Annotated in this window: 18 protein-coding genes, 3 tRNA genes and 1 pseudogene; 7 read left to right on the top strand and 15 right to left on the bottom strand. The window is 72.5% G+C overall.

Going from position 1 to position 19,779, the window contains the following annotated elements; translation table 11 throughout:
* Nucleotides 1-10: 10 nt before the first annotated feature.
* Together ACWEQO_RS03485 and ACWEQO_RS03480 are read right to left on the bottom strand one after the other, a co-directional pair.
* Complete coding sequence (locus ACWEQO_RS03485) at nt 11-1,390, bottom strand: GntP family permease (RefSeq protein WP_452978398.1); 1,380 nt, start codon at nt 1,388-1,390, stop codon at nt 11-13.
* Between the two features lie 824 nt (nt 1,391-2,214).
* A pseudogene (locus ACWEQO_RS03480) lies at nt 2,215-2,370 on the bottom strand (IS701 family transposase); the annotation flags it as partial.
* A gap of 146 nt (nt 2,371-2,516) precedes the next feature.
* Between ACWEQO_RS03480 and ACWEQO_RS03475 the strand changes: the two are divergent.
* Complete coding sequence (locus ACWEQO_RS03475; RefSeq protein WP_361447882.1) at nt 2,517-3,800, top strand: RNA polymerase sigma factor; 1,284 nt, start codon at nt 2,517-2,519, stop codon at nt 3,798-3,800.
* A gap of 132 nt (nt 3,801-3,932) precedes the next feature.
* On the opposite strand, the gene ACWEQO_RS03470 is transcribed toward ACWEQO_RS03475, so the two are convergent.
* The 4 genes from ACWEQO_RS03470 to ACWEQO_RS03455 form a co-directional block, all read right to left on the bottom strand.
* Nucleotides 3,933-5,876, bottom strand: coding sequence for an ABC transporter ATP-binding protein (locus tag ACWEQO_RS03470; protein WP_361447885.1), 1,944 nt, complete (start codon nt 5,874-5,876; stop codon nt 3,933-3,935).
* Nucleotides 5,876-7,609 (bottom strand): ABC transporter ATP-binding protein, encoded by a 1,734-nt coding sequence (locus ACWEQO_RS03465; protein WP_361447888.1) that lies wholly within the window; start codon nt 7,607-7,609, stop codon nt 5,876-5,878. The genes ACWEQO_RS03470 and ACWEQO_RS03465 overlap by 1 nt, the downstream gene beginning before the upstream one ends.
* 126 nt (nt 7,610-7,735) lie before the next feature.
* Nucleotides 7,736-9,190 carry an FGGY family carbohydrate kinase gene (locus ACWEQO_RS03460; protein WP_452978392.1) on the bottom strand — a complete coding sequence of 485 codons (1,455 nt, stop codon included), beginning with the start codon at nt 9,188-9,190 and terminating at the stop codon, nt 7,736-7,738.
* 61 nt (nt 9,191-9,251) lie between these two features.
* Nucleotides 9,252-9,557 (bottom strand): YtxH domain-containing protein, encoded by a 306-nt coding sequence (locus tag ACWEQO_RS03455; protein ID WP_361447894.1) that lies wholly within the window; start codon nt 9,555-9,557, stop codon nt 9,252-9,254.
* Between the two features lie 180 nt (nt 9,558-9,737).
* On the opposite strand from ACWEQO_RS03455, the gene ACWEQO_RS03450 reads away from it, so the two are divergent.
* The 5 genes from ACWEQO_RS03450 (at nt 9,738) to ACWEQO_RS03430 (ending at nt 11,909) form a co-directional block, all read left to right on the top strand.
* Nucleotides 9,738-9,810 (top strand) — tRNA-Asn (locus ACWEQO_RS03450).
* Between the two features lie 5 nt (nt 9,811-9,815).
* Nucleotides 9,816-9,888 (top strand) — tRNA-Asn (locus ACWEQO_RS03445).
* A gap of 187 nt (nt 9,889-10,075) precedes the next feature.
* Nucleotides 10,076-10,152, top strand: a tRNA-Ile gene (locus ACWEQO_RS03440).
* A gap of 144 nt (nt 10,153-10,296) precedes the next feature.
* Nucleotides 10,297-10,554 carry a hypothetical protein gene (locus tag ACWEQO_RS03435; protein ID WP_361447897.1) on the top strand — a complete coding sequence of 86 codons (258 nt, stop codon included), beginning with the start codon at nt 10,297-10,299 and terminating at the stop codon, nt 10,552-10,554.
* Nucleotides 10,555-10,715: 161 nt separating this feature from the next.
* The gene (locus ACWEQO_RS03430; RefSeq protein ID WP_452978389.1) at nt 10,716-11,909 is read left to right on the top strand and encodes a hypothetical protein; all 1,194 of its coding nucleotides are present in this window, start codon (nt 10,716-10,718) and stop codon (nt 11,907-11,909) included.
* On the opposite strand, the gene ACWEQO_RS03425 is transcribed toward ACWEQO_RS03430, so the two are convergent.
* Together ACWEQO_RS03425 and ACWEQO_RS03420 are read right to left on the bottom strand one after the other, a co-directional pair.
* Nucleotides 11,894-12,148: a hypothetical protein gene (locus ACWEQO_RS03425; protein ID WP_452978386.1), complete on the bottom strand. Its 255-nt coding sequence runs from the start codon at nt 12,146-12,148 to the stop codon at nt 11,894-11,896. The two genes, ACWEQO_RS03430 and ACWEQO_RS03425, sit on opposite strands and share 16 nt — an antisense overlap.
* Nucleotides 12,149-12,415: 267 nt before the next feature.
* The gene (locus ACWEQO_RS03420; RefSeq protein ID WP_361447906.1) at nt 12,416-13,069 is read right to left on the bottom strand and encodes a hypothetical protein; all 654 of its coding nucleotides are present in this window, start codon (nt 13,067-13,069) and stop codon (nt 12,416-12,418) included.
* On the opposite strand from ACWEQO_RS03420, the gene ACWEQO_RS03415 reads away from it, so the two are divergent.
* Nucleotides 13,055-13,234: a hypothetical protein gene (locus ACWEQO_RS03415; RefSeq protein ID WP_361447909.1), complete on the top strand. Its 180-nt coding sequence runs from the start codon at nt 13,055-13,057 to the stop codon at nt 13,232-13,234. The genes ACWEQO_RS03420 and ACWEQO_RS03415 overlap by 15 nt on opposite strands.
* 26 nt (nt 13,235-13,260) lie before the next feature.
* Here the strand turns inward: ACWEQO_RS03415 and ACWEQO_RS03410 are convergent, their stop codons facing one another.
* From ACWEQO_RS03410 to ACWEQO_RS03380, 7 genes are all read right to left on the bottom strand, one after another.
* Nucleotides 13,261-13,905 carry an ANTAR domain-containing protein gene (locus tag ACWEQO_RS03410; protein ID WP_361447912.1) on the bottom strand — a complete coding sequence of 215 codons (645 nt, stop codon included), beginning with the start codon at nt 13,903-13,905 and terminating at the stop codon, nt 13,261-13,263.
* A 195-nt stretch (nt 13,906-14,100) separates the two neighbouring features.
* A complete protein-coding gene (locus tag ACWEQO_RS03405; RefSeq protein WP_361447915.1) occupies nt 14,101-15,138 on the bottom strand; it encodes a rod shape-determining protein in 1,038 nt (345 codons plus the stop codon).
* A gap of 159 nt (nt 15,139-15,297) precedes the next feature.
* The gene (locus ACWEQO_RS03400; RefSeq protein WP_452978382.1) at nt 15,298-16,776 is read right to left on the bottom strand and encodes an acyl-CoA synthetase; all 1,479 of its coding nucleotides are present in this window, start codon (nt 16,774-16,776) and stop codon (nt 15,298-15,300) included.
* A 132-nt stretch (nt 16,777-16,908) separates the two neighbouring features.
* Nucleotides 16,909-17,715 carry an FkbM family methyltransferase gene (locus ACWEQO_RS03395; protein WP_452978379.1) on the bottom strand — a complete coding sequence of 269 codons (807 nt, stop codon included), beginning with the start codon at nt 17,713-17,715 and terminating at the stop codon, nt 16,909-16,911.
* A gap of 86 nt (nt 17,716-17,801) precedes the next feature.
* Nucleotides 17,802-18,089, bottom strand: a complete 288-nt coding sequence (locus ACWEQO_RS03390) for a Trm112 family protein (protein ID WP_452978376.1) — start codon at nt 18,087-18,089, stop codon at nt 17,802-17,804.
* Nucleotides 18,086-19,012: a DMT family protein gene (locus ACWEQO_RS03385; protein ID WP_361447924.1), complete on the bottom strand. Its 927-nt coding sequence runs from the start codon at nt 19,010-19,012 to the stop codon at nt 18,086-18,088. Before ACWEQO_RS03385 ends, ACWEQO_RS03390 begins: the two co-directional genes overlap by 4 nt.
* Before the next feature lie 14 nt (nt 19,013-19,026).
* Nucleotides 19,027-19,734 carry a class I SAM-dependent methyltransferase gene (locus tag ACWEQO_RS03380; protein ID WP_361448720.1) on the bottom strand — a complete coding sequence of 236 codons (708 nt, stop codon included), beginning with the start codon at nt 19,732-19,734 and terminating at the stop codon, nt 19,027-19,029.
* Nucleotides 19,735-19,779: the final 45 nt, after the last annotated feature.

The following is a 19,779-nucleotide window of genomic DNA, read 5'->3' as shown; positions in this document are numbered from 1 at the left end:
CCCGCCGGCCTCAGAGCAGAAGACTGAGGCCGGCCACGGCGGCGAACGACGTGAAGCCCATGAGCGTCGTCATGACGGTCCACGACCGCAGGCTGTCCTTCTCGGGTATCCCGAACAGCCTGGTGACGAGCCAGTAGCCGGCGTCGTTGACGTGCGAGGTCGAGATGGCTCCGGCACTGATCGCGACGACCAGGGCGGCGACCTGTCCGTCGGGCAGCCCGGCCTTCTCCACGAGGCCGGCCACGATCCCGGCGGCCGCCACGGTGGCCACTGTGGCGGACCCCTGGGCCAGCCGCAGCAGGTAGGCGATCACGAACGCCAGGAGGATCAACGGCAGGCCTGACCCGGCCAGTCCCTCGGCCAGGATCTTCCCGATCCCACTGGCGGTGAGCACCGACCCGAACACGCCACCCGCCCCGACGACGAGGAGGATCATGCCGACCGGACGCAGCGCGCTGTCGGCGACCTGCGTGAGGTTCGTCCTGCTCCAGCCGTACCGGGAGCTGAGCACCACCATGGCGAACAGCACACCGATCAGCAGGGCGATCAGCGGCGACCCGATGAATCCCGCGATCTTGGTGAAGGTGTTGTCCGCGCCGTCGACCAGCAGAGAGGAGAACGTCTGCACCAGGATCAGTCCGATGGGCACGGCGATGATGGTCACGACCGTGCCCAGACCCAGCGCCGACGCGCCGGCGGCCGGTGGGGCGAGCGCCGCCGCATCCTCGTGCCGGCCGGTGGCGCCGAGCGCGGGCTGCAGGACCGGAACCTCGATACGCCGGGCGATCCACCTGGCGTAGACGAAGCCGACCAGGTACGCCGGTACGGTACAGACCGCTCCGATCAGGATGACCAGACCGATGTCGGCGCCCATCAGTCCGGACGCGGCGACCGGGCCGGGGTGCGGCGGCAGGAGACCGTGCACGATCGCCAGGCCGCCGGCGGCGGGAAGCGCGTACCAGAGCATGCCCTTGCGCCCGGACGCAGCAGCGGCGAAGACGAGGGGAGCGATGACGAGCACACCGACGTCGAAGAAGACCGGAATGCCGAAGATGATGCCGGTGACTCCCAGCGCTGCCGGCGCCCGACGCTCACCGAACCATCCCAGCAGCCGGTCGGCCAGCACGCGTGCGCCGCCCGAGACCTCCAGCAGTTTGCCCAACAGTGCGCCGAGCCCCACGATCGGCGCGACGTGGGCGAGTGATCTCCCGACACCGTCCTCCATGGCCGGCACGATCTCGGCGAGCGGTATCCCGGCCGCGAAGGCGACCACCGCGCTGACCAGCAGGAGGGACACGAACGGCTCGACCCGCACCCGGATGATCAGGAAGAGCAGGACGGCGATGCCGATCGCGGCGACGGTCATGAGATAAGCCGGTGACGACGTCATGACCGCGCCCCCACGAGGTCCGGGCACGGCTCGTGCACAGAGGGCCGGGACACCCGGGCCACCGCGGCGCTGTGCGCGTCGGGCAGGCAACGGCCCATCAGGTCGTGACCGACCGGATACCCGGTCGGTCCAATAACTTCGGGCACGCTCATCGGCGGCATAGGAGTCTCCTTTGACTGCTCCGGTCGAACGACACCGGACCTGCGGCTCAAGCTCGCGACGAGGCTAAGGAGCGGCCGCGGCAGAGTCTGCGGGCCCGAACCCACAACCGCAGAGCGCTCTGTGTGCTGGAGGACATCGACAGTCCGAGGACGGCTCACGACTTGGTTCGCGATACCGCTGCCGGCAGTTGAGCGCCGCTTCGTCCAGGAGCCGGCCGTGACCGGACGCAACGCGGTGGCAGTGGTTCCCGAGCTCCTGCTCGGATGCCCGGCGTGACGTCTGTGGACCTTGCTGATCGCCGTGAGCTGCTGGACAGACTTGAGCAGTACTACGACGCGGTTCCCCGCTCCGGTGCCCGAGTCGAAGACTTCGGGTCGCTGAGCCTGTTCATACGAGCGGGGCAGGGCCGGCCCTTCCGTGCACGTCCGACCCCGGGACGGTCCGGAGCGGTGAGTGCCGCCGATGGGAACCGGGTCCGCGCCCGGCAGCGGGAACCGGGCATCTCCAGCGGTACATCGGACGGCGCGAGTCCTGTGGCGAGACCCACGCGGCCATCGCCGGCCTGGTCGCCGACCGCGCTGCCCGCCGACTCGGCCGACGCCGCACCAGCACCGAACTGGTGCTCGCCCGACTGGTCGCCCGCTGAGTAACCATCAGACGAACTGCCGGCCGTTCCTGCGTGCCGCCCGCCCCGGCAGGCCGCGGACGTGGTCCCGCATCCGTCGGCGCAGATCCGCCCGGGCGAACCGGCCCGCCACCCGCGCGGACACTGAATCCAACTCGGCAGCCCAGAAAGCGACTTCAGTGATTCGCTCCATGCCGGGACAACAACATCCGCCAGCTCAGGACAGGAACCGCTGCTGGAGTGCCGGGCGGGAGGTGACCGCCGGGTCACCGCGCGAACGCAAAAAGTCATCGCACGCCCCTCGTGGGGACGATGTGTCGTACCCCACACTGGGGTGCGGTGCCTGAGTCCTCGGAGCGCGGCCGACCCGCCCTCGACGGGTCCGGGACCCCCGCGGCCCCGCTCATCGCGTACGGGACGGACAGCGGCGAGGCCGCCGACTCCGCTCCCGAAGTACCGCTGCCGCCCTCCCCGGCAGCGATCATCCTGGAGGTCGCCCCCGTGCAGACCCAGATCCAGAGCCCCACCCGGACCGACACGAGCACGGCCGGCGCGCGGCCGGAGGCGGACGTCCTGGTGGCCGTGCCCACACAGAGCCGGGCCGCACACCACCCCGAGACGGAGCCCGAACCGCCGTCCGCGGCGCTCGGACCGGCCGAGCACGCCGAGCACGCCGAGCCGGCCCCGGCGCCGACGCGCACCGAGTCCGGCAGCCCCTCCTCGGACCTGTTCCGCCAGTACCTGCGGGAGATCGGCCGCATCCCCCTGCTCACCGCGGCCGAGGAGGTCGAACTCGCCCGCCGCGTCGAGGCCGGGCTGTTCGCCGAGGAGAAGCTGCGCCGCACCCCCGACCTGGACAGCAGCCTCGCCCTCGACCTGGACCGGCTCGTCGTCATGGGCCGGATGGCCAAGCGGCGGCTGATCGAGTCCAACCTGCGACTGGTCGTCTCCGTCGCCAAACGGTACGTGGGCCGCGGGCTGACCATGCTGGACCTGGTGCAGGAGGGCAACCTCGGCCTGATCCGGGCCGTGGAGAAGTTCGACTACGCGCGCGGCTACAAGTTCTCCACCTACGCCACCTGGTGGATCCGCCAGGCCATGTCCCGCGCGCTGGCCGACCAGGCCCGCACCATCCGCGTCCCCGTGCACGTCGTCGAGCTCATCAACCGCGTCGTCCGCGTCCAGCGGCGCATGCTGCAGGAACGCGGCTACGAACCGACCGCGCACGAGGTCGCCGACCACCTCGACCTGGCTCCCGAACGGGTCGGCGAGGTGCTGCGGCTCGCCCAGGAACCGGTCTCCCTGCACGCCCCGGTGGGCGAGGAGGACGACGTGGCCCTCGGCGACCTCATCGAGGACGGCGACGCCGCCAGCCCCGTCGAGTCGGCCGCGTTCCTGCTGCTCAAGGAGCACCTGGAGGCGGTCCTGTCGACACTGGGGGAGCGGGAGCGCAAGGTCGTCCAGCTCCGCTACGGCCTGGTCGACGGCCGCCCCCGCACCCTGGAGGAGATAGGACGCATCTTCGGCGTCACCCGCGAACGCATCCGTCAGATCGAATCCAAGACGCTCAGCAAACTGAGGGACCACGCCTTCGCCGACCAGCTGCGGGGTTATCTGGACTAGGTTCCTCAAGCGCCGGACGGGCTGATGTCAGCCCGTCCGGCGCTTGAGGACGAGGCCCGCAGGGCCGAAGGGGGTCTGGGGGCGCAGCCCCCAGGGGCCGGGACGGGAAGGGGCGGCGGGGGCGAGAGAAGCTCAGTCGACCTCCGCCACCGCCTGGGCGAACTGCGCCTGGTACAGCCGCGCGTACGCCCCGCCGGCGGCCAGCAGCTCCTGATGCGAGCCCTGCTCCACGATCGCCCCGCTCTCCATGACGAGGATCGTGTCCGCGTCCCGGATCGTGGAGAGCCGGTGCGCGATGACGAACGACGTACGCCCGTGCGCCAGTTTGGCCATCGCCTTCTGGATCAGCACCTCGGTCCTGGTGTCCACGGAACTCGTCGCCTCGTCCAGCACCAGGATCACCGGATCGGACAGGAACGCCCGCGCGATGGTGATGAGCTGCTTCTCGCCCGCGCTGACCCCACCGCCCTCGGCGCCCTCGGCCCCGTCATCGGCGAGCACCGTGTCGTACCCGTCGGGCAGGGTGCGGATGAACCGGTCGGCGTGGGCCGCCCGCGCCGCCTCCTCGATCTCACCGCGGGTGACCTCGCGCGCGGCCCCGTAGGCGATGTTCTCCGCGATGGTGCCGCCGAACAGCCAGGTGTCCTGGAGCACCATGCCGATCCCGGCGCGCAGTTCGTCCCGGGACATGCGCGCTATGTCGACGCCGTCGAGCGTGATGCGCCCGCCGGACACCTCGTAGAACCGCATCAGCAGGTTGACCAGCGTCGTCTTCCCGGCGCCGGTCGGGCCGACGATGGCCACCGTGTGCCCCGGCTCGACCGTCAGCGACAGGTCCTCGATCAGCGGCTTCTCGGGGTCGTAGCGGAACGCCACGTGCTCCAGCGCCACCCGCCCGCGCGCCTCGGCCGGCCTCTCGGACGGCGAGACGTCGGCCGACTGCTCCTCGGCGTCGAGCAGTTCGAAGACCCGCTCGGCCGACGCGACACCCGACTGCACCAGGTTCGCCATCGAGGCGACCTGGGTCAGCGGCATCGAGAACTGCCGCGAGTACTGGATGAACGCCTGCACGTCACCGATGGACAGCGCACCCGACGCGACCCGCAGCCCGCCGACGACCGCCACCAGCACGTAGTTGAGGTTCGACACGAAGAACATCAGCGGCTGCATGATGCCGCTGTTGAACTGCGCCTTGAAACCGGCCTCGTACAGCGCGTCGTTCTGCTCGGCGAACTGCTTCGCCGACTCCTCCTGCCGCCCGAACACCTTCACCAGGGTGTGCCCGGTGTACATCTCCTCGATGTGCGCGTTGAGCGTTCCGGTCGTACGCCACTGCTGCACGAAGTGCGGCTGCGACCGCTTGCCCACGCGGGTGGCGACCACGAACGACAGCGGCACGGTGATCAGCGCGACCAGCGCGAGGATCCAGGAGACGTAGAACATCATCGCCAGCACACCGATGATGGTCAGCACCGAGTTGATCAGCTGGCCCATCGTCTGCTGGAGCGTCTGCCCGAGGTTGTCGATGTCGTTGGTCGCCCGGCTCAGCACCTCACCGCGCTGCCGCTTGTCGAAGTACGACAGCGGCAGCCGCGACAGCTTCGTCTGCACGTCCTCGCGCATCCGGTACATGGTGCGGTTCACGGCCCCGTTCACCAGCCGCGTCGCCACCGCCATCAGCAGCCCGGCGACCCCGAACACCGCCAGCGCGAGCCCGAGGACACCGCCCACGGCGGCGAAGTCGATGCCCTGGCCCGGGGTGAAGTCGGTGCCGCGGAGCATGTCGGCGACATCGCCCTCACCGCGCGCCCGCATCGCGTCGAGCACCTGCTCCTTGGTGGCCCCGGACGGCATGTCCCGTCCGACGACGCCCTCGAAGACCAGGTCGGTGGCCCGGCCGAGGATCTTCGGCCCGACCACGCTGAGGCCCACGCTCAGCACCGTGCAGGCCAACAGCACCCAGAGGGTCACGCGTTCCGGCCCGAACCGGGCGACGAGCCGTCTGCCCGACTCCTTGAAGTTCAGCGACTGCTGGTCGGGGCCGCCCCCGGCCATCATCCGCGCTGCTCCCGCCATCAGGCGGCCTCCGCTTCCGTCAGCTGGGAGAGCACGATCTCCCGGTAGGTCTCGTTGTCCGCCATCAGTTCGTGGTGCCGGCCGGTGCCGACGACCCGGCCCTCGTCCAGGACCACGATCCGGTCGGCGTCCCGGATGGTCGCCACCCGCTGGGCGACGATCACCACCGTCGCCTCGGCGGTCTCCTCGGCCAGCGCCGCGCGCAGCGCCGCGTCGGTGGCGTAGTCGAGCGCGGAGAAGGAGTCGTCGAAGAGGTAGATCTCCGGGCGCCGCACCAGCGTCCGCGCGATCGCCAGGCGCTGGCGCTGACCGCCGGACACATTGGTCCCGCCCTGCGCGATCGGCGCGTCGAGCCCGCCCTCCAGCCGCTCGACGAACTCCCTGGCCTGCGCCACCTCCAGCGCGTGCCACAGCTGCGCGTCGGTGGCGTCCGGATCGCCGTACCGCAGGTTGGTCGCCACCGTCCCCGCGAACAGGTACGGCTTCTGCGGCACCATCCCCACCGTCCTCGCCAGCAGCGCCGGGTCGAGGTCCGCGACGGGCACCCCGTCCACCAGCACCTCACCCTCGGTCGCGTCGAACAGCCGGGGGACCAGACCGAGCAGGGTGGACTTGCCGCTGCCGGTCGAACCGATGACGGCGGTGACCTCACCCGGACGGGCCACCAGGTCGACCGACTTCAGCACCGGCTCCTCGGCCCCCGGATAGGAGAAGCCGCCGCCCCGGATCTCCAGATGACCGTGCCGGCGCAGCTCGGTGACGGGCGCGGCGGGCGGCACCACGCTCGAGGAGGTGTCCAGCACCTCCTGGATGCGCTCCGCGCACACCTCGGCCCGCGGCACCATCATGAACATGAAGGTGGCCATCATCACCGACATGACGATCTGCATCAGATAGGCGAGGAACGCGGTCAGGTCACCGATCTGCATCCCGCCGCTGTCGATCCGGTGCGCACCGAACCACACCACCGCGATCGACGACAGGTTCACCACCGTCATCACCACGGGGAACATCAGCGCCAGCAGATTGCCGGCGCCCAGCGACACCTCGGTCAGCTCGGCGTTGGCCTTCTCGAACCGCCGCTGCTCGTACGCGTCCCGGACGAACGCCCGGATCACCCGGTTGCCGGTGATCTGCTCGCGCAGCACCCGGTTCACCGTGTCGAGCCGCTCCTGCATGGCCCGGAACAGCGGACGCAGCCGCCGCACGATCAGCGTCACGCAGATCCCCAGCACCGGCACCACCGCCACCAGCACCCCGGACAGCGGCACGTCCAGACCGAGCGCCATCACGATGCCGCCCACACACATGATCGGCGCCGACACCATCAGGGTGAACGACATCAGCACCAGCATCTGCACCTGCTGGACGTCGTTCGTCGTACGGGTGATCAGCGAAGGCGCGCCGAAGTGACCGAGCTCACGCGCGGAGAACGACTGCACCCGGTCGAACACGGCCCCCCGCACGTCCCGTCCCAGGGCCGCGGCGGTCCGGGCGCCGTAGTACACGGCGCCGATGTTGCACACGACCTGGGTCAGCGAGATGCCGATCATCAGGGCGCCGGCGGACAGGATGTAACCGGTGTCCCCCTGGACGACACCGTCGTCGATGATGTCGGCGTTGAGGGTGGGCAGGTAGAGCGTGGCGCAGGTCTGCAGGAACTGCAGCAGCACCAGGAGGACGATGGGTCTCTTGTACGGCCTGAGGAAGGTCCGTAGAAGTCGTATGAGCACGCTTCATCTCTCGGGTGGTCGGCGGGAGCGGTCGGTCGCCCCTGGCCCCCATCGTCGGACACCCCACCGGTGTTACCTCAAGCGATTTATCCGCCGCGCGCCCATGACGTGACCCCCCGCTCCCGGTCAGGTCCGGAACGCCCCCGGGTGGGTCTGCTCGCGCACCGACACGAACTGCTGGCGCACCGCCTGCCCCACCGCCAGGTCCTCCCCGGGCTCCAGCACCTGCGCCGCCGGGCCCTGCCAGAGCGGCGGCGTACGCGGGTCGAGGGTGCCCTGGGACACCCCGAGCGCCCAGGCCGCCTGCCGGGCGGCGCCGATCGCCGCGTAGTCCGCGGGCTGCGGCACCACCACCTGCGCCCCGAACAGCGCGGGCGCCGCCGCCTGCACCGCGGGCAGTTCCGCGGCCTGCCCCAGCAGGAACACCCGCCGGACCTCCACGCCCCGGCCGCGCATCACGTCCAGCGCGTCCGCGAGCCCGCACAGCATGCCCTCGAACGCGGCCCGCGCCAGGTGCTCCGGCTTCATCGACTCCCGCCGCAGCCCCGACAGGGTCCCGGCGGTGTGCGGCAGGTTCGGCGTCCGCTCGCCCTCCAGGTAGGGCAGCAGCACCAGCCCGTGCGACCCCGGCGTCGACTTCATCGCCAGGTCGGACAGGCTCTCCAGATCGGGCAGCCCGAGCAGCTCCGCCGTCCCGCGCAGGGCCCGTACGGCGTTCAGCGTGGTGACGACCGGCAGATGCATCCCGGTGGCGTCCGCCAGCGCCGTGATCATGCCGTGGGGGTCGTAGAGCGCCTCGGGGTGGACGGCCATGACGGACCCGGAGGCGCCCAGCGAGACGACCGCGTCGCCCAGCCCGATCCCGAGCCCGAACGCCGCAGCCATCGTCTCCCCGGTGCCGGCCGAGATCAGCAGCCCCTCAGGCGTCGCGCCGGCGGCCTCGGCCGGGCCGATCACCTCCGGCAGCATGGTCTGGTGCCCGAGCGCCAGCTCCACCAGGTCGGGCCGGTAACCACCGGTCGCCGCCGCCCAGTAGCCGGTGCCGGAGGCCCCGCCCCGGTCGGTGGTCCGGCGCATCGGACGGCCGAGGAGCTGCCACACCAGCCAGTCGTGCGCCTGCAGCAGCACGGCGGTGCGCGCCGCGTTCTCGGGCTCGGTACGGGCCAGCCAGCGCAGCTTGGTCACCGGGTGCGCGGCCTGCGGCACACACCCCACCGCCTGCGCCCACGCCTCCCGGCCGCCCAGCGCGTCGATCAGATCGGCCGCGGCGACCTGGGTCCGCTTGTCGGCACCCACCATGGCGGGCCGCACGGTGTTGCCCTGGGAGTCCAGCGGCACCAGCGCGTTCGCCTGCGCGGACACCCCGATGGCCTGCACGCCCTCCAGCAGCCCGCCGCCCGCCGCCTCGCCCAGCGAGTACAGCCAGGCCTGCGGGTCGACGTCGGCCGGACGGCCCGTGCCCTGGGGGTTCTCCACCGGATGCGGCGCGTACCCCTGTTTGAGCACGGTTCCGGTGTCCGCGTCACAGACGACGATACGAGTGAAATCGGGCGCACTGTCCAACCCGGCGACTATCCCCATGGCCGAAATTCTGCCGTACCCGGCGACATCATGACTCAGGGCCCGTGTCGCACCGCGGACCCTAGGTGTTGCTGGTGCCCCAGTCGTCCTCGCCGGCGCTCTGCGCGGTGCGCTCGCGCAGGGTGCGCACCCGCTGCGCCACCGAGTCGGGCATCCGGTCCCCGACCTTGTCGCTCACCACGTGGTACGCCTTGCCCGCGAGGCCGCGGCCCTGCTGCGCCGCGGTCTCCGCGGTGTTGCGCACGGCGGGGTTCTGCGCGATCTGCCGCGCGGACTTCTTCAACTGCTCGTAGCGTTCGCGCCCGGCCCTCGTGCCCAGCACGTAACCCAGGACGACTCCGGCGACGAACGTGAGCCGGTAACGCATGGCGGCCACCCTTCCCTCGTGTAGGACTGTGTGCGGGACAGCACAGGTCTTCGGCGCGCCGATGACGCCGGGGAGTACCGATTGGCAAAGCACCCCCCTGCTTGCGCTAATGTATGTGTCGCAGCGAGCGCGCGCCCTCTGGCGGATACCCAGGGAGGTGCGTTCGATGCAACGAGGCATTCCTCCGTAGCTCAATTGGCAGAGCAGCCGGCTGTTAACCGGCAGGTTACTGGTTCGAGTCCAGTCGGGGGAGCTCGGTCCTCCGTAGCTCAATTGGCAGAGCAGCCGGCTGTTAACCGGCAGGTTACTGGTTCGAGTCCAGTCGGGGGAGCATGCTGAACGAGGACCCCTCCGGGGTCCTTTTTCATGCCTGTTCGCCGCCCGGGGGAACCGTGCGGGACCGGAAACGGTCCTCATGGTCACGAAGGCAGTGCGCAGCCGACCGTTGAGGCGGGAGATCGTATGACCGGATATGCTGCGGCAGACGGCGCGCACACCTGTACGCGACACGCCGCTCTGGGGCGGTAGCTCAGCCGGTTAGAGCAACGGACTCATAATCCGTCGGCCGTGGGTTCGAGTCCCACCCGCCCCACCACGCCCACCCCGGACAGGTCCCCCGGGGTCGCGTGCGTCCCCCCTCCCCGGTCCGGACGGCCCTGAGGTGAATGCCATGATGGGAATGCGGGACCGGGTTCCCGCGCCTCGGACGATGCCGGATCGACGGAACAGAGGACGCGACATGGCCACCGGAACCACCGAAAGCCCAGCCACGCTCTACGGGCCGGTCTCCCTCTTCTTCGGTGTGGCCGGACTCGTCCTCGCGTTCCTCCTCGGTTTCTTCGGCATCCTGGCCGGCGCGCTCGCCGTCACCTTCGGTGTCCTCGGCCTGGTCAGCGGGGCCGGGAAGCGGACCCAGTGCGCCCTCGGTCTGGCGACCGGCGCGGTCGCGGTGCTCTTCCCACTCGGCTACCTCTTCCTCTACACCGGCGGCCTGTGACGGCTGCCCGAGCCACCGGCTCCGGCGGGCACTGCCCTCAAGTGCCTTGTCCCTTTGGACACTTGTACCCCTTTCTTCCCGTCGCTAGGGTTCTGGCAGGTGCCTGACATGCAGGGCGCCCGGTGTCACGGCGGGTCCGTGGCGCCGACGGGGATGAAGGGATGTCTGTGCAACTCTCGCATTTCAGCAAGGTGGTGCCGCTGTCCGTGGCCCCGCTCGTACTCGTCGCGGGCGGATTCCAGGCGACGGCCCTCGCCGCCGACTCGACGGCCTCCCTCGACCGGGCGGGAGCGACGTTCGCCGCCGCGGGGCTGTCGGGCGCGTCCGGTGACGGACTGAAGGACGTGACCGGCTTCGGCGCCGACAGCGTCGAGGGCAGGCAACTCCAGGCGCAGGGCTTCAGCGTGGTGCGCGCCGCCTCCGGCGAGACCGCGGTCGTCGACTCCTCCTCCGCCCACGAGGGCATCACCGCCGCGGCGGGCAAGGACTTCGTCGAACTGTCCTGGAAGGGCTACGCCGACGACGCCGCCTACGTGGTGCTGCGCGACGGCAAGGAGCTGGCCCGGACGACCGCGGGCCAGGAGTCGTTCCGGGACACCTCCGTCGAGGCGGGTGCCGACTACGCCTACCAGGTCGCCCCCGTGGTGCCCGAGGAGGGCCACCCCGACGCCAAGGTCTGGGGCATGAACGTTTCGGTCCCCGGCACGGGCTCCCTCACGGGTCTGCGCGAGGAGGCGGTCCAGCAGGCCGGCGCCGCCGCGGCGGCCAAGACCACCACCCTCAGCTGGGTCGCGTTCCTCCCCTTCAAGAAGGTGGACGGCCCTCCGGCGGGCTGCGAGTACACCAAGGGCTACCAGTACGGCGGCGACGGCCGCAGCAAGTTCGACTGGAAGTCGGACAAGTACCGGGCCGCCCTGCACGCGACCGTCACCTGGAGCAGCAAGAAGGTCACCGGCAACAAGTCCGTCAAGCCGACCATCGTCTACAAGAAGTCCACCGGCAAGAAGGTCGCCGAGCGGACCGCGACGGACGAGCACATGTCCGCCAAGAAGCTGGGCTCCGGCAAGAACCACGTGGACGTCCGGATGGTCATGCACGCGACCAACCCGTTCTGCAAGGGCCTGGGCGGGGTCAAGGGAGCCATCAGCGGCGCCGCGACCGTCAACTTGACCAAGAGCGGCAACTGGACCATCCGCTCCGGCAAGCACCGCCTGATGCCGAACCACCACATCTACATCCACAACGGCGGCAAGGTCACCAACGTCTACACCCGCAAGTACGTGGGCCTGCCCTGCCTGATCGGCTCGGCCCTGTGCCAGGAGGCGGACCTGACCGGACTCTACGGAAAGTTCTGACCCCCCTCGCGCCGCTCGGGCGGCGCACTCCGGGAGCCCGCCGGCGCGCTGCCGGCGGGCTCCCGCGGGTCCGGGCGGGGCGGCCGGCGGGGCGGCGCCGGGCTGCCGACCGGCTCCTCGTCGTCGTCGCGCTCGCCCTCCGCCTGCGAGGGCGTGGGGTGTGGCGGTGACGCCTGGGGGCCGGGGCGGTCGTCGTCGCGTTCACCCTCGGCCTGGGACGGGGTGGGGGGCTCGCTCATGCTCATCGGTGCCTCCTGGTCACGGGTCGGGGGCCGCCGCCCACCGGGCGGGGTCTGCCCCCGCGGCGCGCACACCGAGTACCCCCGAGCGGCCCGGCGCACCCGCCGCCCCCGCTCGCCCCGGTCAGGAGCGGATAGGCAACTTCAAGGGCGGTGGGGGGCGAGCCCGCGCCGGCGACAGAGACGGCCGGCAGTGCCGCCGGCATGCCGGTGATCACGGACCGGGCCTTCCGATCGCCGGTGAGACGCGGGTGAGCACGCAGGAACTCAAGGTCCTCGGGCCACGTGGGAGCGACGAGCCACTGGCTCAGCAGGGCGGGCAGCGGCGTGGAACGCCCGGTGCTCGCTCAGAACCTGGTCGAGCCCGCGTTCCGAGGCATCCGCGAGGAGGTCGGAGAGCTCGCTGAGCGCGGCCGCTTCGGAACATACGGCGCGCACGATGCCGAGTGCGGCCACCTCGTCGGGGGTGAGGAGCAGGGTGTACGTCTGCCTCAGGAAATCCTCTCGCTCAGGCCGGGTCCGCGCGGACGACCAGTGGGTGAAGCGTTCGACGGACTGGTCTGCGAGCACGCTGGTGGCCCGGACGGGCAAGTCGGCCTGTACCTGGTCGAGGAGGGTTCGGGAGTCCGGGTCCCGTCGCAGCTCCTCGACGAGCCCGCGGACTGCGCGACGGGCGCGTCCGGCCGGTGGGGGGTTGTGGTCTCGTGTCTCCGCGTCCGCCGCCTCTGCGGCGAGCCACGCGAGCATGACCAGGTCGAGCGTGGTCCAGCGTCCTTCGGTCAGCGCTGAACCGTCCCAGCCGCCGAGGAGGCCGCCCACGGCATCAGCGCCGACGCGTTCGACGCCGTCGCCGCGAACGCGGGCGCCCTGCAGGAGCAGGTGGTGGCCGCGGGGCGGGACGCGTTCATGACCGCGTTCCACGGCGCCATGCCCCTCTGCGCGATCCCCGGGTCCGTCGCCGCGCTCATCGGCTTCCTGATGCTGCGGACGGAGGGCCTTCACGCGAGCGCGCCGTCGACGATCCCGCCGGACCTCGACGAGGACGGCGAGCTGCGGCCGGAGGTGCGGGTGGGCGCGTCCCCCTGATCCGTCACCGCCGCCGAAGGCCCGGCTCAGGGCCGGTGGTGGGCCAGGGCCGTGGCCAGGGCCTCCCGCACCTCCTCCGGAGGGCGGGGGGCCGTGCGGTCGGCGTCGGTGGTGATGACGGCCGTGGCGACCGTGCGGAGTCCGGTGCCGGACAGCCGGGCCGCCTCGCGCAGGACGCGCCAGGCGGTTTCCGAGCTGCACCCGTGGGAGGCCATGAGGATGCCGCGGGCCCGGTCGATCACCGGCCGGGCGGCGACGGCCTGCCGGAGCCGCTCGACCTCCGCCTCCGTCACGGGCGCCGGCGCGGGAGCGCCGACGCGGCGCGGGGGCCGCAGGGGGTCGGTAGTGTCCAGGCCGGCGAGTTCCAGGAGGCGGCGCGGCTGGCCGCTCCAGCGGGTGGCCGTGACCGGCACCGACCGCCGGCGGCCGTGGTCGCGCAGCACGTCCAGGAACCGCAGGCCCGCCGTGTCCATGAAGCGCACCCCGCTCATGTCCAGGTCGACCCGGGCCGTGCGGGCGGGCAGCCGGGCGAGCTTCTCGGCGAGGGTGTCCGCACAGCCCCGGACGAGTTCGCCGCGCGGGGTGAGCAGGGCCCGGTCGGCGTCCATGCGCCCACCGATGACCAGGGCCTCGTGCCGTCCGGAGGAAGGGGATGGTGCCGCGGAGGTCATGTCACCGCCTCGTCGGTACCCGTACGTGGCCGGGCGTCGGGTTCGGTCGCCGTGGACCGGGCGGCGGCGGGCAGTGCGGGGTCCGGGCTGCGCTCGCGGATGCGCCTGCCCGGTGTGCGGCGTCCTACACCCCCCGCTTCTCGAACCGGCGTGATTCCGGCGGCGCGGGGCGCGGAGCGGCGGGCCGGGGGCGGTTCAGGTGGCCAGGGGGTTCAGGGTCAGGGGGGCGATCTTGCCCTCGAGCATGGCGCCCAGGCCCTGGACGGCGCAGATGTCCGGCCGCTCGGCGATGTGCACGGGCATGCCCGTCGCCTGCCGCAGCATCTGGTCCAGGCCCGGCAGCAGGGCGCTCCCGCCGACCATCATGATCCCGCGGTCGGCGAGGTCGGCGACCAGGTCGGGCGGGCAGCCCCGCAGCACCTTGCCGATCCCGTCCAGCACCGCGGTCAGCGGGGTCTGGATGGCGTGCCGCACGGCGGCCGTGTCGACCTTGACCGAACGGGCCAGGCCGGTGGCGACGTCCCGGCCGTGGATCTCCGTGGACTCCGGGCCGTGCGGGGTGAGCCCGTTGCCCGACAGGGCCAGCTGCAGCGGCCGTACGGACTGGCTCGGCAGCATCAGTTCGTGCTGGTGGCGCAGGTGCTGGACGATGGCGTTGTCCACGGCGTCACCGCCGACCGGCATGCGCTCGGCCGTCACGATCGACCCGAGGGAGAGCACGGCCACCTGCGTGGTCGCCGCCCCGCACACCAGGATCATGGTCGCCTCGGGACGTTCCACCGGCAGCCCGCAGCCGACGGCGGCGGCGATGAGCGTGTCGACCAGCTCCACCCGGCGCGCGCCCAGTCCCACCAGGGTCTCGATCGCGGCGCGCTGGGCGAGCGGATCGGCGTCGTGCGGGGTGCAGGCGGCGGCGCGCAGGCCCGGTCTGCGGCGCAGCGTGCGGCGGATCCTGTCGCCGAGCAGATGCCGCAGCATCCGCTGCGCCATCTCGATGTCGACGACGGTGCCCCCGGAGACGGGCCGTACGACGCGGATGTAGCTCGGCGTCCGGCCCGTCATCCGCTCCGCCAGTTCCCCGACCGCGATCAGCGCGCCGCTGCGGGTGTTCACCGCGGCGGCGGACGGCTGGTCGACGACGAGACCGGCACCCTTGACGTAGACCCGGGTACGGGCCGCCCCCAGGTCGACGGCGAAGTGGCAGCGGCGCAACTGCTCCAGACTGGCGGTCACGGCAGATCCTCCCGAGTGCGCGGTCCTGCGGGGCCGCCGGGCGGCGGACCTCATGACCATCCTGCGCGGATTCGAGGGCGTCCGCTCGTTATGGCTCGTTATGGAGGGCCGGTCGGGGGGCCGCCGAACGGGGGATCTCGGGTGCGGTGGGGCTGCCGGTCAGCCGTCGTGCAGCGCCCGCTTCATGATCTTTCCCATGTCGTTGCGGGGGAGCGCGGCGAGGAGGTGCAGCACCCGGGGGCGTTTGTGCGGGGCCAGCCGGCGGGCGACGTGGCCGGCCAGCTCCTCGAGTCCGGGCGGGTTCCGGTGGTCGGCGGGGACGACCCACGCCACGATCCGCTCGCCCAGGTCGGCGTCCGGCTTCCCGGTCACCGCCGCCTCCCGGACCCCGGGGTGTTCCAGCAGCGCGTTCTCGATCTCCCCGGCGCCGATCTTGTACCCCCCGCTCTTGATCAGGTCGGTGGCCTTGCGGCCGACGATGCGGACGTAGCCGTCGGCGTCGCGCACCGCCATGTCACCGGTGCGGAACCAGCCGTCGGCGGTGAAGGCGGCCGCGGTGGCGTCCGGCCGGTTCAGGTACTCGGTGAACAGGTTCGGGCCGCGCACCTGGATCTCGCCCACGGTCTCCCCGTCGTACGCCGTCACCGGCGTCCCGTCCTGCGCGTCCTCCGCACCCTCTTCCACCAGCCGCAGCTCCACACCCGGCAGCGGCACGCCCACCGTGCCGGGGCGGGCCTCGCCGTCCGCGCGGACGCTGGTGTTCATCAGTGTCTCGGTCATGCCGTACCGCTCGACGACCCGGCGTCCGGTCGCCGCCGCGATCCGCTCGTGGTCGTGCACGGGCAGCGCCGCCGATCCCGAGACCAGCAGCCGCGCCCCGGCCAGGGCCTCGGCCAGCTTCGGCTCGGTGGGCAGGGCTTCCGCGACGCGGTGGTACATCGTCGGCACCCCGAACAGCATGGTCGCGCCGCCGCTCAGTTCACGGGCCACCCCCTCGGTGCTGAACCTGCCGAGGTGACGTACCGAGCCGCCGCGGCGCAGCGGGCCCAGGACGCCCAGGACCAGCCCGTGCACGTGGAACAGCGGCAGCCCGTGCACCAGGACGTCGTCGCCGGTCCACCGCCAGGCGTCGGCGAGCGCGTCCAGGGTCGAGGCGATCGCGCGGCGGGGGATGACGGCGCCCTTGGGCGGGCCGGTGGTGCCGGAGGTGTAGACGACCAGGGCCGGGTCCTCGTCCCGCCCCCGATCCTCGGGGAGGGGGCGGTCGCCCGGGGCCCGGTCGGCCGGGTCGACGTCCAGGCGGGCCAGGCCGTCCAGCGGGGCGGGGAGCTTCTCGCCGGGGGCGGCGAGCACCAGGTCCGGGGCGCTGTCGGACAGGATGTGGACGAGCTCCTTCTCGCCCGACCGGGGGTTCAGCGGCACCGCGGTCACCCCGGCGAGCAGCGCCGCGGTGACCGCGACCGCCGTCTCCAGGGTCGGGGTCGCCCAGACGGCGACCCGTCCCGCCTCCCGTACGCGGCCGGCCACCGCGCCGGCCGCGGCGGCGAGTTCCCCGTACGTCAGTGAGCGCTCGCCGAACCGGAGGGCGGGCCGGCCGGCGGCCGGGGCGTCGGACAGGGCCGGGAAGAGAGAGGGCACGCGTCGTACTCCTTAACCGTTCGGCTGTGCGGCCGTCGTTCCGGTTCTCGTTCCCCGGCACTACCGCGACCACGATCCCTCTGTACACCATCGCCCGGACCGGCGGCCGGGCGGGCACGCGCCGGGCGGATCCTAGGGGGACGTCCCGCGGAAGGTGCGGGAGTCGTCGTCGTTCGCCGGGGGCGCTCCGGGGCGGCGGCCGTCCGGGAGGAACAGCACCGAGTTGACGTAGCGCGGGCCCCGCAGCGGGCCGTAGGGCAGGACCCGGCGGAGCAGGCCGTGCGCGGCGACGTGGGCGACCCTGGCCTGGTGGGCCTCCAGCGGGAAGCGGGCCAGCGGGACCCAGGAGCCGGCGGGCAGCACCCAGCCGTCGTAGCCCAGCAGGGACAGGTACGTCACCACGGGCGCGATCGGCTGGATGCGCGCCTCCAGCTCCACGAACAGGGCCGGACGGTCGCGGGCCAGGAGGCCGGTGGCGCCGCGCAGCACCGCCGACTCGTTGCCGTCCACGTCGATCTTGATGAAGCCGACGTCCTTCAGGCCCAGTCCGTCCAGCGTGACGCAGGTGACGTCCAGGGCGTGGCCGTGGATCTCCCGGCGGACCAGGGACGACACGCCCCGGTCGCCCCCGTCGTCCGGGGGGAGCCACAGCCGGGCGACGCCGGAGCGGTCCGAGGCGGCGGCACGGACCACGCGCACGTTCGGCGGGGAGGACGCGGTGAGCAGCCGGGCCAGGTGGGGGACCGGTTCGACGGTCACCACGCGGCGGGCGCGCCGGGCCAGCCGGTGCGTCCAGGGGCCGTACCAGCCGCCGACGTCCACGGCGGTGCCGCAGTCCGGCGGGCACAGCTCGGCGAGCCGGGCCAGTTCGGGCTCGAAGCGGGGGTAGACGGCGCGGGCCGCGGCGGCCACCACCGGGGTGGGCAGGAACGGCGCCACGCGCGCCGCGAGCGTGGTCCGTGCGGTCCGTGCGGTCCGCGTGGTCCGCGTGGCAGGCGAACGGTCGTTCCGGCCGTTCGCGGGTGTCACGGGGTCGCCCCCGTGGAGCCGGGATCTCCGGTGCCGCCCTCGGACACACGGGCCAGCAGTCTCTCGTGCTCCTCCTCCGAGACCTGCTCGCCGGAGGACGGGAGCAGCTGCGGGATGCCGTCGAGGACCGGATAGCGGCGGCGCAGGCGCGGGTTGTAGAGCGCCTCCTCGAGATCGCCCTCCCCGTCCCCGTCCCCGGTGGCCGGGGTGGGGGTGAGCAGGTGCAGCGGGCCCTTGTCGAGCGGGCAGGCCAGGATCCTCAGCAGCGGGTCGTCGGGCTTCACGGTGGTGTCAACTCCTCGGTGGGGGTGGGAGATCCGGGGGCGGTGTCGTGCTTCGGCATGACCAGCAGTACGGCGACCGCGAGCACCGTGCCCGCCACCCGCAGGGCCAGCCGCAGCGGGTCGTCGGGCAGTTCCTCGCCGAACGACAGCGTGCCGAGCACCGCCGTGTACAGGCAGGTCACGGTCGTGCACACCGGAACGATCAGCGAGGCCCGGCAGCGCTGGAGCGCCGCCTGCGACAGCACCAGGCCGAACGCGCCGGTGAACAGCAGCAGATACGGGTAGGGGGAGCGCAGCAGACCGAGCAGCGCGTCGCCGATGCCGCTGGTCGTCAGATGGCTCGACACCCCCTTGATCGCGAGCGAGCTGACCCCGTAGAGCAGGCCGACGGCGACCCCGTACTCGACGCCGGTGGGCGGCATCCGGTGCGGGTGCCGGGCGCGGCGCTCGGCGGACCGGTAGAGCCACACCCCGGCCGCCAGCGACGGCACGCACACCAGAAGGATCAGCGGGTACGACGCGTCCCGGCCGACGGTGTCGGCGCCCGCGCCGCCCTCCTTCAGCGACAGCACCACCATCAGCAGCGCGAGCAGGACGCCGCCCAGCGCGTACCGCTCCCGCACGGTGGTCCGCTCGCCGAGCAGCCGCGCCGACAGCATCACCAGGAGCACCAGACCGGAGACGAACAGGCCCTGGGCGGCGGCGATCGGCAGGGTCCGGTACACGACGAGCTGGGCGCCGAAACCGGCGGCGAGACACAGCGCGCCGGCGATCCACAGCGGGCTGCCGAGCACCAGCCGCAGCAACCGCGCCGGCCGGCGCACCGTCACCTCGGGCAGGGCGGCGAGCGCCCGCTTCTCCAGGACGAACCCGCCGCTGTACAGGACGTTCGACACCAGGGCGGCGGCCACTCCCCACCACATCGTCCCCGGCCCCCTTACGACCGGCGGGCGTGCAGCAGCAGGATCGACGCGAGCGGTGGCCGGGCACAGGCCAGCCGGTCCAGCACCCGCAGCGGACGCGGCACCCCGTGGAACGGAGCGCCCTCGAGGCGTACGACGGTGAAACCGGAGGCGGCGACGAACTCCCGCAGCGCGCGGGCGGTGTAGAGCCGCAGGTGCCCCACCACCTCCGAGCCCGGCCGGCCGTGGATACCGCGCAGGCTGACCTCGGAGAAGACCGGCTGCACCCCGGCCAGCAGCAGCGCCCTGTTGTACCAGGCGGCCAGATTGGGGGTGGACAGCATCAGATGGCCCCCGGGACGCAGCACCCGGTGGATCTCCTCCAGGGCCGCGTCGGGGTCGACGAGATGCTCGAGCACCTCGCTGAACAGCACCGCGTCCGCCGATCCGGAGGCGAACGGCAGCCCGCCGTCGGTGAGTTCGCCGCGCACCGCGTACGGCAGCCGGGTACGGGCCCGGGTCAGGGCGTCCTGGGACCAGTCGACGCCGACGAGCCGGTGGCCGTGCAGGAGGGGCGCGGCGGTGGCCGCGGCGGAGCCGTCGCCGCAGCCGATGTCGAGGATCGTCCGCGCGTCCCCGGTGCCGGCCGGACCGAGCGCCCCGGCCAGCATCCGGGCCTGGCGGAGGCTGCGGGAGGGGCCCGAGGCCACCGGGACGGCGGGGTTCTCGTAGAAGTCGCGCAGATCGCGGGGCGGCGACGCGGTGGAGGCGGTGGACGCGCCGGTTGC

Source organism: Streptomyces sp. NPDC004051 (genome assembly GCF_053604275.1).
The sequence above is the reverse complement of the archived record's forward strand: the minus strand, read 5'-3'. Positions and strand labels throughout refer to the sequence as shown.